This is a genomic window from Gilliamella sp. B3783 (assembly GCF_026536125.1).
In the GTDB taxonomy this organism is placed as follows: Bacteria; Pseudomonadota; Gammaproteobacteria; order Enterobacterales; family Orbaceae; genus Gilliamella.
Window position 1 is genome coordinate 1 of the sequence record NZ_JAFNOU010000002.1, and the last position, 15,004, is coordinate 15,004.

Consider the following 15,004-nt stretch of genomic DNA (forward strand, 5'->3'; position numbering starts at 1 on the left):
ACTTATTAAAATTATTTATAAAACGACGTTTATTGTTAGTGTTTTTGTTATGTCCGGTGCTGTTTAGTATGCCCGTTTATGGATTGAGTTCACAAACAGCAAAGTCGATTAATGGTAGTAGTCCGTATTTAAGTTTTGACAATGGTAAGAGTGCTTCATCGACAATACTACCGTTGTTATCAATCACCTTACCAAAAAATAAGGTGATTTCGGCATTGGAAGACAATTCAAGTGCGACAGATCCTATTATGATAGATAAGGTGTCATCGACATTTAGTGATATTGTGACAAATATGCCGTTTGCAAATTATCCATCAACGACCTTAGCCAATGTGGTCGTGACAAATAATTATTGGCACGATCCGGATGGTGATAAATTATTTACGATAACAGGTAATATGCAAATAAAGTGGGAAAATGCGGCAGGAGAAGATGTCACCAATTATGTCAAGTCAAATCCAAATAGCGAGTTAGACACCTGTAAATCGCCTTATAAATTGACACTCAGTGCAGATGCAGGTTCGTTAGCAACAAATTATGGGATCCCTTCAATAGGAAGCTTTACGGGGGGCAGCCATAGTTATTATCTTTACCCAAGTACGCCTAAAGTATGTTATGTTAAACCAAGCCTTGCATATGGTCGTCATTTCAATGATGAGGGTCTAGGTGGAGAGATTGCTGGTCCACCTAATATTTGGAATCCAGACCATGGTTTTCTTGTTCAATCTATCACGCCCGAGTCATATGGCATTAACTTTCCGACTACGGGTGCTGACAATTTATATTTTGATCTTGATATAAGCGGGACAGGAGCATTAAATTGGCCTGTAGTAACACATGGGGGGATCACAGCCACAATGATTCCAAATAGTAGTGGTACCAGTGTGCGAGTGACACTGACTGGACCTGTTGCAAGTGAGGCTCAAAAGCAAGCACTTACCCCTGGTATTATTCCAAAACCGAACTTACCTGCAACATTTGAATTAGTGGGTAAAGATAATCAAGGTAAAGAAGTAATAAAATATGGGTTTGTGTTAAAGCAGTGGTTTGTTAATAGGGGACAAAATAAAGTTAGGTACGATAACGCAGAAACTTGGTGTGATAGCATAGGTTATCAGCTTCCAACAGTAAAAGATCTTACTAACGCCAATTGTCCATTTCTAGATGATCCAACTTGTCAACCAGCTGTACCAACATCGGATTACTCACTTTATCAGCGTTACATTGGGGCAAGTTTTTTAGCTGAGTGGGGCAAAATGGGAAATTATCCAAATGCAGATTTTAATAATAGCGAAACACCTCTATACTGGACAAGAGATCTTGGACAAAGTGATATTTATTATCGTGTTTACTTCGACGATGGAGGTATCTTCCCTTTTGGTAAAAGTAGTTTTGTCTATTCAGTATGTGTAGCTCCTTAGCAATCATTTATGTCAAGCATGTGTTTTGGATTTTTAAAAATTTGGGTTTAAAAAAGCAATAAAATTTAGGATGATAACACCGTTTTTTTATAATGTCTGTTTAATGAACAATAGTGTTTTCATTGAAATAAGGCTTATGTTATGGCATACACATGTGCGTATTATTTAGTGAATAAATATATCAAGTAACTTTATGGATGGATGAATTTTTTACTAGCAGAATACAAAATGAGCATTACTGATTTGATTAAAATTCATAATCACTATTGATTAGATAAAGGTGAAATGTAGTATGGATATAATTGATAAATTAGAGAAAATTATGGTTATGAAATAAAGTTAACACATGAGATAGAGGATTTAGCAGATTATAACAGTTGGTATCTCAAGCAAAAAAATGAAACAGAGCTAGTAGAGGCTGAAAAAAACCTAGAAGTATCGGCTTTGAGCAGAGAGTTAGCAGCCAGCAGGCAGCTAACACTCAGCGAGCAAGAGTATTATTTTTTAATGAATTGGCGACAGGATAAATATCCATCATCAATAGAATCGGGTTTTATCTGAGGTTTGAAGGAAAAAATTTTATCACAGGGGCGAAGCCGTCTGAGATAAAATTTTTAGTATAAAAAACATGCATTTTTATTTTTTAAAATAATGTAAAATCTCAACACACTTTTTTTGAGAGAAAGTTATTCACACAATAATGAAATAGCCGATATCAAATCGGCTAAGCATGAAAACAATCCGCTAGTTAATTAACGATTTCACTCAACCAATCACTATTTATTCACATTTTTACTTATTATTTTATCAACGAGTTAATACCTAAGCGAAACTGACCTATCAATTCCTTTAGTAAGTGATTAATTAAAACTGTAGACCAAAATAGCAAATCTCTTTTTCAGCATTTTTCATATAAATATTACTTATAATGATTAAAAAAAGATTGAAATTGCTGGTTAATTAAGTAACGATAATCGAACACGATTTTTTTTGAACATATTAATACAACAATTAGCCGCAAGGTCAATGTGATTGACAACAAGGAGCCAACATGTTTAGTAAAGAAATGACAATTGCCGATTATGATAAGGATTTGTGGGATGCGATTAAAGGTGAAGAACAACGACAAGAAGATCATCTCGAACTTATCGCATCAGAAAATTACACCAGCCCACGTGTGATGCAGGCTCAAGGCTCTCAACTGACCAATAAATATGCGGAAGGTTATCCCGGTAAACGATATTATGGCGGTTGTGAATATGTTGATATTGTTGAGCAATTAGCCATAGATCGTGCTAAAGCATTATTTGGTGCCGATTATGCCAATGTACAGCCCCATTCTGGGTCACAAGCTAACTTTGCTGTTTATACCGCACTTTTACAGCCCGGCGATACTGTTTTAGGCATGAATTTATCTGAAGGCGGTCACTTGACGCACGGCGCACCTGTTAGTTTTTCAGGTAAACTTTATAATATTGTTGCCTACGGTGTTGATGCTACCGGTCATATCGATTATGAGCAATTAGCTAAAATCGCTAAAGAGTCGCAACCTAAAATGATTATTGGTGGTTTTTCAGCTTATTCAGGTATTGTTGATTGGAAACGTATGCGTGAAATAGCTGATAGCGTAGGGGCATACTTTTTTGTTGATATGGCCCATGTTGCAGGTTTAGTTGCCGCAGGTGTTTACCCAAATCCAGTGCCTTATGCGCACGTTGTAACAACAACGACACACAAAACGCTTGGCGGTCCACGTGGTGGATTAATTTTAGCTAAAAATGGTAGTGAAGATCTTTATAAAAAATTAAACTCATCGGTCTTTCCTGGCGCGCAAGGTGGCCCTTTAATGCATGTTATTGCAGCAAAAGCAGTTGCACTGAAAGAAGCGATGGAGCCAGAATATAAAATTTACCAACAACAAGTCGTAAAAAATGCACAGGCTATGGTTGAAGTTATTTTAAAACGTGGTTATAAAGTAGTTTCTGGCGAAACTAAAAACCACCTATTTTTAATTGATTTGGTTGATAAAAATATCACAGGTAAAGAAGCGGATGCTGCTTTAGGTAGTGCAAATATTACAGTGAATAAAAATAGTGTTCCTAAAGATCCACAAAGCCCATTTGTTACCTCTGGTGTGCGTATTGGTACGCCGGCAATTACCCGACGTGGTTTTAAAGAAGCCGAATCACGAGAACTCGCGAATTGGATGTGTGATGTGCTCGATAATATTGATGATGAGCAAACAATTCAAGCAGTAAAAGAAAAAGTGTTAACTATTTGTAAGCGACTACCGGTTTATCAACATTAATTTTGAATGATATTCGCCGGCCGCTAAGTCGGCGAAATTAATCATCATAAATATATTTTATTCATGTTTTTATTTTTCTGAAGTTGTTGTGGTATTTTTTTGAACTGAAGACTTTTCCGGTTCTAAATATTGATTGAAATACCCTTTATACCAAAGCCATCCTCCACTTATAGCTATGCCAATTACAATGGCTAACCAAAACGCTATAGTTAATTTTTTATTTCTTCTTTTTAATGGATCGCGTAAATTTCGTTTAGCGTTTTCCGGTAGTTCTGCTTTGCTGGTAAGTAATCTTCCTAATAATAGATTGATTTTTACTTGCCCGTTAATTGCCCAGCCGGAAGCTTCAAGTAAAGGACCAAGTGTTCTACGCCTTAATTTTAACCAAGCTAAAACAACAGAAGGACCTGAAATAATTAAAAACAGACCGATAAAAACCAGTGGAAATTGCCACCAAGTAAGTGAAAAAATAGCTTGAAATAGTGTGGCTAGTGCAGTACCTATGGCACCAACAGCTAAGCCTATCGCAGCAAAAATTCCGACACTTTTACCAATATCAAATTTTGTTTCTGGCTGTTGGATGACTTTTTCACTGGATTTTTCGATATCAGCATCTTTGCTTGTTGCCCATTTGTTAATTTGTTCCGTAATTAAACGCCCTATACGTTGATAAGGTGCCCATATTGCTTGTTGAATACTAATCGGTTTAGTAATCATTTTAACTACATTGGCATCCCAGTCATTGCCATCGTTGTCGATAAATACACCATTACGCCCCTCTATTAATAGATCACCTTGGCCCGCTGTGATTGCTGCTGCAATAGTCTGTTTTTCGCCTAGTCTGGTACATTCACAATAAAGTAGACATAACTCGGAGTAATTGGCCATCGTTGAGTGTTTAGCTATATTTTCTACTGCAACACACAATGTGGCACAACGACCGTCAATATAAAGTTTTCCTAATTGAAATGCGGCTCTTTTTTCAAGTGAAAAGAAATCAGCAAATGAAGCAAAGTTAACTAATAAACGATAAAGGTGTTTTTGAAAAAGCACCAGTTTTTCTAACACTAATACATCTGATGCTGAAATTGGTGTTTTACTGTCTTGTTCAATCATTTTTTCAAATTCAAGCAATAAATCATCTATCGTCGTACCATTGAAAAGTTGATTTGGTATATCCTCTATACTTTCCGTTGGGTTGGTTGTGACATTTAATTTCACCATTTCCGGTTTAGAATTAATCAATGTAGCGTAACCTTCTAAACTATGTTGTATCGCTTTCCACTCTGATTGACTGAGTTGATTTGGATTAGTCAATGAAGTTGCAACTAATGTTTTAAATCGGCTAATTTTATCTTTCCAAAGCGGATTAAGACCATTGACTAAGTCAAGCGTAAGGCTGTTATCAATTTTAGATAGAGGTAATTGAGCGAGTGCTTCATTTGATAACAGTCCATTTTGATTTGGCACAATATACTTCTCATCAACATTGAGTGATGATTGTGCTTGGGGCGCATATTGCGCCAGTTCAACACGTAAAAAATAATCATCAATTTTAGGTTTAAGTAATTGGATTAATTTCCATATTTCTGCACTATTTGCACCAAAAGGTGTTTGGGTATTACTAATATCTGTTTGCCATTGTTGCCATATCTTGATATTGCTTGCAAAAGCCTTAGCGATGTCGAGCGTTATACCATCTTGCCCACTCATATCTTTTTCTGCACCAACAGTTTTAATGGCAAATTCAATAAAAGATTGCATTTGAGTTGGTAATTGAGCCGATGCAGGAAAAATTAAATCGCCATTATAGAGTTTACTTGCATTTATTTTAAACGATTGTTGTACATCATCTTGAGTCAAAGACTCTGCTTGATTTTTGCCTAGATTGGCTAAGATACTACGAGCGGTTATTAATAATTTTTTACCTTGTTCGGTCGATGTGTTGATCTCTGATAAAGGTAAGGTTGGGCGGCTTGTTAAAATATTATCAAAAGATACTAGTTTGTCTTTTATCCAATTAATTGCATTTAGAATGTCAGGAATACGAATCCGCCCATCTTTATCATCATCTAATAAAGCAAGCGTTCTTTCGTCAAAATCTAACCCTGTTGTAGGGCAACTTAATGCCACCCATAATTTGGGATCTAATTGTGGTAAATCAATAATATCGTCAGCACTTTTAAAAACGACTTGATCTAATCCACCCACACGTTGAAATGTCCACATATGGCTCATCATAACCTCCATAATGAAATATCATTGATAGTGATAAATAGTAAAAATATCGCAGTATTTATTTTTTAAAAGAAGAGCATTGAATGCTCACCATAGTGAAGCCTTTAACTACAACTTTGAAAATTGAATTTAGTTGCCTATTACAACTTTATGATAGAATAACGCTTTATTATTTAATATCCAAATAAAACCAAAAATATGTCATTAATTAACCTTACAAATGCTTATCTTTCATTTAGTGATGCGCCCCTGCTTGATCATATTGATCTGTCGATTGAAGTAAATGAACGAGTTTGTCTTGTTGGACGTAATGGAGCAGGTAAATCGACGTTACTTAAAGTCCTTAATAAAGAAGTGCCTTTAGATGAAGGGCAAATTATTTATGAAAATAATGTTATTGTTTCACGCCTTCAACAAGATCCTCCTCGAGATATTCAAGGTAATGTATTTGATTTTGTGGCAGAAGGATTAAAAGATCAGGCGCAATTATTACGAGATTATTATGATTTATCTCATCAAATTGAGCAAAATCCAACAGAAAGTAATTTAACTAAGTTGGCAAAAATTCAAGAGCAACTTGATCATCAAAATGGTTGGCAACTTGATAATCGTATTCGTAATGTGATTTCATCACTTTCTTTAGATGGTGATGCATTATTGTCATCATTGTCGGGCGGATGGTTACGTAAAGCCGCTTTAGCCAAAGCGTTAGTTTGTCAACCAACGGTTTTATTACTTGATGAGCCTACCAATCATTTGGATATTGAAACGATTAAATGGTTAGAAGAGTTTTTAAAAAGTTTTAATGGCAGTATTGTTTTTATTTCTCATGACCGATCTTTTATTCGACAAATGGCGACGCGTATTATTGATTTGGATCGCGGTAAGGTTGCATCATGGGGTTGTGATTATGATAGTTATTTAATTGGCAAAGAAGAAGCATTACGCGTTGAAGAACTACAAAATGCCGAATTTGATAAAAAATTAGCTCAAGAAGAGGTTTGGATTCGTCAAGGCATTAAAGCACGTCGCACACGTAACGAAGGTAGAGTACGCGCCTTAAAAGCAATGCGGCAAGAGCATCGGGAGCGCCGTCAAGTGATGGGCAGTGCTAAGATGCAAATCGAAGAAGCATTAAGATCAGGTAAAATTGTTTTTGAACTTGATAATGTCAGTTATCAAATTGAAAATAAACAATTAATCAACGATTTTACCGTGCAAGTCTTAAGAGGTGATAAGATCGCGTTAATTGGACCTAATGGAGTGGGTAAAACGACATTACTTAAATTAATGTTAGGTGATTTAGTCCCAACATCCGGTCATGTTCATTGTGGAACCAAGTTAGAAGTTGCGTACTTTGACCAGTATCGATTAGAACTCGATCCCGAAAAAAACGTAATGGATAATCTTGCTGAAGGTAAGCAAGAAGTGATGGTAAATGGGCGCTCAAGGCATGTTTTAGGTTATTTACAGGATTTTCTATTTCCACCCAAACGAGCACGTACACCAGTAAGAGCATTATCCGGTGGTGAGCGTAATCGTCTGTTATTAGCAAAACTCTTTTTAAAACCAAGTAATTTATTAGTACTTGATGAACCAACCAATGATCTTGATATTGAGACGTTAGAATTATTAGAAGAACTTGTTAATGATTATCAAGGAACGGTTTTACTTGTTAGTCACGATAGGCAATTTGTGGATAATGTTGTCACACAATGCTGGTTTTTTGAAGATCATGGTCATATTGGTATTTATGCAGGTGGTTACAGTGATGCTTTACAACAACAGCAACAAGCCAATCCCGTTAAAGCACAAATAACCCTTAATCAGTCGAGTAAATCAACTAACAACGAAGCTAATATAGTTGTTGATAATAAAGATCAAACCACTAAAAAGAGAGTCAAACTGAGTTATAATGAGCAACGTGAATTGACCCAATTACCAATTAAGATTGAGCAACTCGAGGTGGCTATTAGTGATTTACAAACACAAATAGGTCATAGTGACTTTTTTAACCAACCTCATGACGTTACCAGCAAAATATTACAAGATTTGGCCGATAAAGAAGCTGAGTTAGAAACTGTATTTACACGCTGGGAACAACTTGAATCGTTAAGCCAATAAGCGCTTGTTTAGCGCTTATTTTGCTAATAACCAAATTCGTTTGGATAATAAGAAGAATAAAAGTAATGCAAGAACAACAAAAATTGAACCAATAAAGCCAATGTAATGGGTTGAAAGTACGACTAAAACTTGGCTACCGACAAAAGCACCGCCACCAATTCCGATATTGTAAATACCTGAATAGACCGAGGTGGCAATATCTGCGGCATCAGGCGCAGCGTCAATCACTTTGCTTTGCATTACCATACCAATAATAGTTATCGAAAGCCCCCATAACATACTTTGCATAATGGCAGTATAAAGGCTTAAAGCACAAACATATAAAGACAATAAACAAATTATTAGCCCTATCATCGGTAAGACGAGAATCGCAATAGGGTATTTGTCAGCATAGCGAGCAAATAGTATGCTACCTATCATGCCTGAAAATCCAACAGCTAATAATATAATGACAATAACATGTTGACTAAAACCGCCCACTTTCATCATAAATGGTGTGATATACGTGTAAGCAGTAAAATGACCGGTGATAATTATCGCCGTCAATAAATAGATATTCAAAAGAACAGGGCGTTTTAACACTTTTGGAATGTCTTTCAGTGAAATGACATTTAAGCTCGGCACTTGAGGCAATAAGTAGAGTAATAACACCATAATTGAAAATGCAATGATACTGATGCATAAAAAGGTTGCTCGCCATCCCACGAGTTGTCCTATCATTGTACCAATTGGAATACCTAATACGGTAGCCATTGATGTGCCCACAACAATAAAACTCATTGCTTGTGCCCGTTTGCCATTTGGCGCTAATCGAACTGCTAATGGCGTAGTGATAGCCCAAAAAACGGCATGCGCACAAGCAATACCAATTCTCGCCACCATTAAACTATAAAAATTCCAAGCAAAACCCGCTAAAATGTGACTACAAATAAACAAACAAAAAAGTCCTGCTAATAATTTTCGTCTTTCCATTTTTGAAGTCAATACTGTCAATGGCAAAGACAATAACGATACCGCCCAAGCATAAATGGTTAATAAAAGCCCGGCATGAGCAACATCCATCGAAAAACTTTCAGCAATGTTTGGTAGTAATCCAACGGGCACAAATTCAGTGGTGTTGAAAATGAATCCAGCAAAAGCCAGACAAAGTATCGACGACCAAATTCGAGACCGTTTATTGGCATTATTCATGATATAACTTTATTGAAGGGATAAATTGATTTTCAATAATTATAACTGAATATTGTTAGTTATTAAACGGATAGGTAGCATAAATCTTGCTTAGCTATGCCATCTATAATCTTTAGATGACATAGCTTTCATAATGGGTAAAATTAGTTTGTTAACGCTGTGACTGCGGCTAACACTTTATCGTAATTAGGTTCGTCCGACGTTTCTTTAACATATTCAACATAAGCGATTTTATCATGTTTATCAACGACAAACACAGCCCTTGTAAGTAATCGTTTTTCTTCAATAACAACACCATATTTTAAACCAAAATCCAGATCTTTGTGATCTGATGTCACTTTTACTGCATCAATTCCTTCGGCCGCGCAGTATCGATTTAATGCAAATGGCAGATCGACACTGACAGAGAATATTACGACATCTTTTAATTTTGCAGCTTCAACATTAAAACGGTGAACTTGCGCACTGCATACAGAAGTATCAATTGATGGCACTGAATTAATTATTCTAACCTTGCCTTTAAAATCGGATAATTTTATCGGCTCCATTTTACTATTTTCAACAGTAAAATCTGGTGCAGTATCACCAATTGTTATTTTTGGTCCTAGCAAAGTAACAGGCGTTCCTTTCATCGTGACTTCATTAACTCGTTTTTGCATAGCTGTCTCCTAATTTTTAGTGTCACATTAACTTAATAGTGGTAGAAATAAGATGGAAAGGTGAGGATAGAAAAACTCTCTTTACTATAAAGCTAGATTAAAAAATCATCAATAGTATGACAAGGTGAATAATGATGATTTACCCAATTAATAAAATTGCTAAAAACATTGCGATGTAAACGCAATGGTTATTTATCCATTTTGCAGCTTTATTAGGTGTAGGTATATAATGTTATTTCCCTTTCTACTACTTTATTGATTATTATGAGCCAACTTCTTATCACTGTGTGTTTACTTACTTTTAGTAATATTTTTATGACTTTTGCTTGGTATGGACATTTACGTTTTTTACATAATCAAGCTTGGATAGTTGCTGTTTTTATAAGTTGGGGTATTGCATTATTTGAATATTTATTACAAGTCCCTGCTAATCGAATTGGTTTTCAAGTCGCGACAGCGGGTCAGTTAAAAATTATTCAAGAAGTGATTAGTTTGTCTGTGTTTATTCCATTTTCAATTTACATTTTAAAAGAACCATTCAAAACGGATTATATTTGGGCCGGTTTATGTTTGCTTGGCGCTGTATTTTTTATGTTTCGAGATAAGATCTTGGCTTAATAGACTTTCACAACCTGAATCAATATGTGACACTTATCACATAATAAAAATCCGACTGTTTATTCCTAAAATAATTCAATTTAAGATTGGCTGACTGCGAAGTGGTCAATCTGATTAAATAGCGTTTTAACAACGTATTATCGAAATTTTTTATTACTTGAAGAAACTAACAAGGCAATTTGTTTCATAGACTATATTGATAGTGTAATGCCAAGTTTAGTAAGGAGATGTATATGAAACAACTTTTTGTCAAAAGTATTATCATTGGTTGTTTATTTTGTGCAAATACTTTTGCGGTAGGCGTTAAAGATGTCACTACCGATCCGCAAGATTTTTATCTTAAAGAAGATCAAGCACCTGATAGTCTATTATTGTTACCGCCTCCACCATCTTATAATAGTATTGATTTTTTGAGAGATAAAGCTCAATATGATTGGGGAAAATCTATGCGTAATACTGAGCGCGGTCATCAAGCCTATTTAGATGCCGATTCCAGTAAAGATAATGTTACTAAGCAGTTTTCGCCATCTTTTGGTCACGAAATATCAATCACAACAACTCCTGAGATTTATAAACTAATTACCACAATGAAAGAAGATGCGGGGGATCTCGCCACACGTTCAGCGAAAAACCATTATAACCGAGTCAGGCCCTTCTCTTTTTTTAATGAACCAACTTGTCGCCCTGAAGACGAAAAAACTTTATCCACTAATGGTTCATATCCGTCAGGTCACACCACAATGGGGTTTGCTATTTCGCTAGTGTTGGCTGAGATAAATCCTGAGCGTCAAAATGAAATTTTAAAACGTGGTTATGAGATTGGTGAAAGTCGGGTAATTTGTGGCTATCACTGGCAGAGTGATGTGGATGCCGCTAAAGTGATGGCAGCAGCAGTTGTCGCGCAATTACATACTAATCCTGCATTTAATCAGCAATTAGCTAAAGCTAAAACAGAATTTAGTCATTTAAAAAAACATTGATCTAAAATTTAACTTAGCGTTATTAAGTTGTGATGAATAATTCGCAATGAAATTGGCTTTTAATTATAAAAAGCCAATTAATTAACCCTTATACTGCTTTAAATGATATATCTGGCAAAATAGTTTCACCTTGCCAATAAAGTTCACTGGCAATTAAGCTGGCTATTTGACAATAAAGTTGTGTAAAGTCACTTTCAGGGTGACTAATTACAGTTGGTTTGCCAGAATCGAGATCTTGTCTTAACATTTTATGTAGGGGGATTTGGCCCAATAATTTAGTGTGATATTGCTCGGCTAAATGTTTAGCGCCACCTTCTCCAAAAATAGCTTCATGATGACCACAATTTTCACAGATGTGATAACTCATATTTTCAACAATTCCCAGCGTTGGAATGTTGACTTTATTGAACATGGTAATGCCTTTTTTAGCGTCAATTAAAGCAATATCTTGTGGCGTTGTAACAATAACCGCGGCTGTCACAGGAATACTTTGTGCAAGAGTTAATTGTATATCGCCAGTGCCTGGCGGCATATCGATAACTAAATAATCGAGTTCGGGCCAAAGTGTATCTTGTAAAATTTGTAGCAATGCTTTACTTGCCATTGGTCCTCGCCATACCATAGCACCATCAGCATCAACTAAATAACCAATAGAGTTACTCGCTAATCCATATGCCATAATAGGGCTCATATGTTTATTATCAGGGGTTAATGGTTGTTGTTTTTCTGTGCCTAACATTGTTGGAATAGAAGGACCATAGATATCAGCATCTAAAATGCCAACTTTAGCGCCTTGTGCTTGTAACGCAAGGGCAAGATTAATTGCTGTTGACGATTTACCAACTCCGCCTTTTCCTGAGCTAACAGCAATAATGTTTTTAATATTTTTAACTGCATGTTGGCTATTGGCACGTTTTAAAGTGGCTATGTTATAGTCAAGCTGCCAATTCACATGGTTAACATTATCTAACTTAAGTAACTCAGGCGTTAACTTAGCTTTTAACTCTTCAAAAGCAAGTCCCCAAGCAAATGGCATGGTTAAATGAATTGAAAGTGACTCATCAACATATTCACACCGCTTAACCGCACCAAGTGCAACTAAATTTTTTTGTAAAGTAGGATGGGTAAATGTTTCAAGAATCTGTTTTGCTTCCATGTTTTTTGACCTTAAATTTTGTGTACCAGATTTCTACTTATATTGTTTTAAATTATTAGTATTTCAAGTACGATGACAAACAGTTATCTAATCGATAAATTAAGTATTGCCATTTTATATGATTAATTATGCCTATTACACTTTGAATTCATGTTGAATTTGAGAGAAATGTTATTAAATTATGGCATAAATCTAGCGATAATCCCACGATTGATGTACTATTTCCGCCATTATGTAATAAAAGGTAATTAATCGACATGACAACAAAACGCAAAATATTGGTGACTTGTGCGCTTCCTTACGCAAATGGTTCAATTCACTTAGGGCATATGCTTGAGCATATTCAAGCTGATGTTTGGGTACGTTATCAACGTATGCGTGGTAATGAGATCTATTTTATTTGTGCTGACGATGCGCATGGTACGCCAATCATGCTTAAAGCTCAGCAATTAGGTATGACACCAGAGCAAATGATTGCAGACGTTAACATCGAGCACCAACGAGATTTTGCTGGTTTTAATATTAGTTACGATAATTACCACTCAACGCATAGTCCTGAAAATCGTGAAATATCAGAGCAAATTTATAAAAAGCTAAAAGCTAATGGCTATATTAAAACTAAAGTTATTTCACAATTATTCGATCCCGAAAAACAGATGTTTTTACCTGATCGTTTTGTGAAAGGGACTTGCCCTCGTTGTAAATCACCAGACCAATATGGCGATAATTGTGAAGTTTGTGGTGCAACCTATAATCCGATTGATTTAATCAATCCGCAATCGGTGGTATCTGGTGCAACGCCGATTATGAAAGATTCTGAGCACTTCTTTTTTGACTTGCCTGCGTTTTCCGATATGTTACAAGCGTGGATTCGTTCAGGCACACTACAAGATCAAGTGGCTAATAAAATGCAGGAGTGGTTTGAAGCAGGATTACAACCATGGGACATTAGCCGTGATGCGCCTTATTTTGGCTTTGAAATTCCAGACGCACCAGGTAAATATTTTTATGTTTGGTTAGATGCGCCAATCGGTTATATGGGCTCTTTCCTCAATTACTGCAATAAACATAATAAACCGATTTTTGATGAGTTTTGGAACAAAGACTCAACAACTGAACTTTACCATTTTATCGGTAAAGATATTGTTTACTTCCATAGCTTGTTTTGGCCGGCAATGTTAGACGGTAGCGAACATCGTAAACCTTCCAATATTTTTGTGCATGGTTATGTGACAGTCGATGGCGCTAAAATGTCAAAATCACGCGGTACCTTTATCCAAGCAAGTACCTATTTAAAACATTTAGATCCTGACTGTTTGCGTTACTATTATGCCGCGAAATTATCACCACATATTGATGATATTGATCTCAATTTGGAAGATTTTGTTCAACGTGTAAATAGTGATTTAGTTAACAAAGTGGTGAATATTGCCTCGCGTTCGGCAGGCTTTATTAGTAAACGGTTTGACGGTAAATTATCTGATAATCTTGCTGAACCCGAGCTTTATGCGTTATTTGTCGAAAAATCAATCGTGATTGCTGACTACTTTGAACAACGTGAATCAGGGAAAGCAATACGTGAAATCATGGCACTGGCTGATGAAGCTAATCGCTATATTGATGAAAAAGCGCCATGGGTAGTGGCTAAACAAGAGGGGCAGGAGCAAACTCTACAAGATATTTGCTCAATGGGTATTCATCTATTCCGTATTTTGATGACTTATTTAAAACCAATCGTGCCGTCATTAGCACAGCGCACCGAAGAATTTTTAGGTAGCCAATTAGCGTGGGATTCGATTAATCAACCTTTAATTGGACACACTATTAACCGATTTAAAGCCCTATTTAACCGTATCGATATGTATAAAATTACTGCTATGATTGACGAAACAAAACAACAAGCTGCATTAGCGACACCAGCTAAAGAAAACGTCGCCGAACCTATTGCTGACACGATCAATTTTGATGATTTTGCCAAAGTGGATATGCGCGTTGCCTTAATTAAAAATGCAACTGTTGTTGACGGCTCTGATAAGTTATTGCAGTTAACACTTGCTATTGGTGACGAAACTCGCAACGTATTTTCGGGCATTAAACAGTTCTATCCAGATCCAGCGGTTTTAGTTGGTAGATTAACCATTATGATTGCCAACTTGGCTCCACGTAAGATGCGCTTTGGTATTTCAGAAGGGATGGTACTATGTGCAAGTGGTAAAGACGATAGCGAAGGTGTTTACTTATTATCGCCAGATAGCGGAGCAAAACCGGGTATGCGAATTTCGTAACTGTTTATATTATTCACATCTTAA

9 protein-coding genes and 1 pseudogene are annotated in these 15,004 nt (G+C 36.1%); 6 read left to right on the forward strand and 4 right to left on the reverse strand.

Annotated elements, in window-relative coordinates; all coding sequences use genetic code 11:
* Positions 1-1,421 (forward strand): annotated as a pseudogene (locus tag J3U59_RS02415) (hypothetical protein); the annotation flags it as partial.
* Positions 1,422-2,472: 1,051 nt separating this feature from the next.
* Positions 2,473-3,729: a serine hydroxymethyltransferase gene (gene glyA, locus J3U59_RS02420; protein WP_267333259.1), complete on the forward strand. Its 1,257-nt coding sequence runs from the start codon at positions 2,473-2,475 to the stop codon at positions 3,727-3,729.
* A gap of 69 nt (positions 3,730-3,798) precedes the next feature.
* Here glyA and J3U59_RS02425 read toward each other — a convergent pair whose 3' ends face one another.
* Entirely contained in the window at positions 3,799-5,970 is a 2,172-nt protein-coding gene (locus tag J3U59_RS02425) for a phage holin family protein (protein ID WP_267333260.1), read from the reverse strand.
* A gap of 195 nt (positions 5,971-6,165) precedes the next feature.
* Between J3U59_RS02425 and J3U59_RS02430 the strand changes: the two genes are divergently transcribed.
* Complete coding sequence (locus tag J3U59_RS02430; protein WP_267333261.1) at positions 6,166-8,091, forward strand: ABC transporter ATP-binding protein; 1,926 nt, start codon at positions 6,166-6,168, stop codon at positions 8,089-8,091.
* Between the two features lie 15 nt (positions 8,092-8,106).
* Here the strand turns inward: J3U59_RS02430 and J3U59_RS02435 are convergent, their stop codons facing one another.
* Positions 8,107-9,282 carry a sugar transporter gene (locus J3U59_RS02435; protein ID WP_267333262.1) on the reverse strand — a complete coding sequence of 392 codons (1,176 nt, stop codon included), beginning with the start codon at positions 9,280-9,282 and terminating at the stop codon, positions 8,107-8,109.
* A 143-nt stretch (positions 9,283-9,425) separates the two neighbouring features.
* On the reverse strand, positions 9,426-9,941 hold the full coding sequence (gene tpx, locus J3U59_RS02440) for a thiol peroxidase (RefSeq protein ID WP_267333263.1): 516 nt from the start codon (positions 9,939-9,941) through the stop codon (positions 9,426-9,428).
* A 264-nt stretch (positions 9,942-10,205) separates the two neighbouring features.
* Here tpx and J3U59_RS02445 point away from each other — a divergent pair, with 264 nt between their 5' ends.
* Together J3U59_RS02445 and J3U59_RS02450 are read left to right on the forward strand one after the other, a co-directional pair.
* On the forward strand, positions 10,206-10,559 hold the full coding sequence (locus tag J3U59_RS02445; protein ID WP_267333264.1) for a DMT family protein: 354 nt from the start codon (positions 10,206-10,208) through the stop codon (positions 10,557-10,559).
* A gap of 233 nt (positions 10,560-10,792) precedes the next feature.
* On the forward strand, positions 10,793-11,539 hold the full coding sequence (locus J3U59_RS02450) for an acid phosphatase (protein ID WP_267333265.1): 747 nt from the start codon (positions 10,793-10,795) through the stop codon (positions 11,537-11,539).
* Between the two features lie 88 nt (positions 11,540-11,627).
* Here J3U59_RS02450 and apbC read toward each other — a convergent pair whose 3' ends face one another.
* On the reverse strand, positions 11,628-12,695 hold the full coding sequence (apbC, locus tag J3U59_RS02455; protein ID WP_267333266.1) for an iron-sulfur cluster carrier protein ApbC: 1,068 nt from the start codon (positions 12,693-12,695) through the stop codon (positions 11,628-11,630).
* Positions 12,696-12,952: 257 nt separating this feature from the next.
* Between apbC and metG the strand changes: the two genes are divergently transcribed.
* The gene (gene metG / locus J3U59_RS02460) at positions 12,953-14,980 is read left to right on the forward strand and encodes a methionine--tRNA ligase (protein WP_267333267.1); all 2,028 of its coding nucleotides are present in this window, start codon (positions 12,953-12,955) and stop codon (positions 14,978-14,980) included.
* Positions 14,981-15,004: the final 24 nt, after the last annotated feature.

Bases quoted from the DNA above. Each gene is read 5' to 3' on its own strand.
- tpx (WP_267333263.1), bottom strand. From the start codon at position 9,941: ATGCAAAAACGAGTTAATGAAGTCACGATGAAAGGAACGCCTGTTACT.
- J3U59_RS02435 (WP_267333262.1), bottom strand. From the start codon at position 9,282: ATGAATAATGCCAATAAACGGTCTCGAATTTGGTCGTCGATACTTTGT.
- J3U59_RS02430 (WP_267333261.1), top strand. From the start codon at position 6,166: ATGTCATTAATTAACCTTACAAATGCTTATCTTTCATTTAGTGATGCG.
- J3U59_RS02445 (WP_267333264.1), top strand. From the start codon at position 10,206: ATGAGCCAACTTCTTATCACTGTGTGTTTACTTACTTTTAGTAATATT.
- J3U59_RS02425 (WP_267333260.1), bottom strand. From the start codon at position 5,970: ATGATGAGCCATATGTGGACATTTCAACGTGTGGGTGGATTAGATCAA.
- apbC (WP_267333266.1), bottom strand. From the start codon at position 12,695: ATGGAAGCAAAACAGATTCTTGAAACATTTACCCATCCTACTTTACAA.
- metG (WP_267333267.1), top strand. From the start codon at position 12,953: ATGACAACAAAACGCAAAATATTGGTGACTTGTGCGCTTCCTTACGCA.
- J3U59_RS02450 (WP_267333265.1), top strand. From the start codon at position 10,793: ATGAAACAACTTTTTGTCAAAAGTATTATCATTGGTTGTTTATTTTGT.
- glyA (WP_267333259.1), top strand. From the start codon at position 2,473: ATGTTTAGTAAAGAAATGACAATTGCCGATTATGATAAGGATTTGTGG.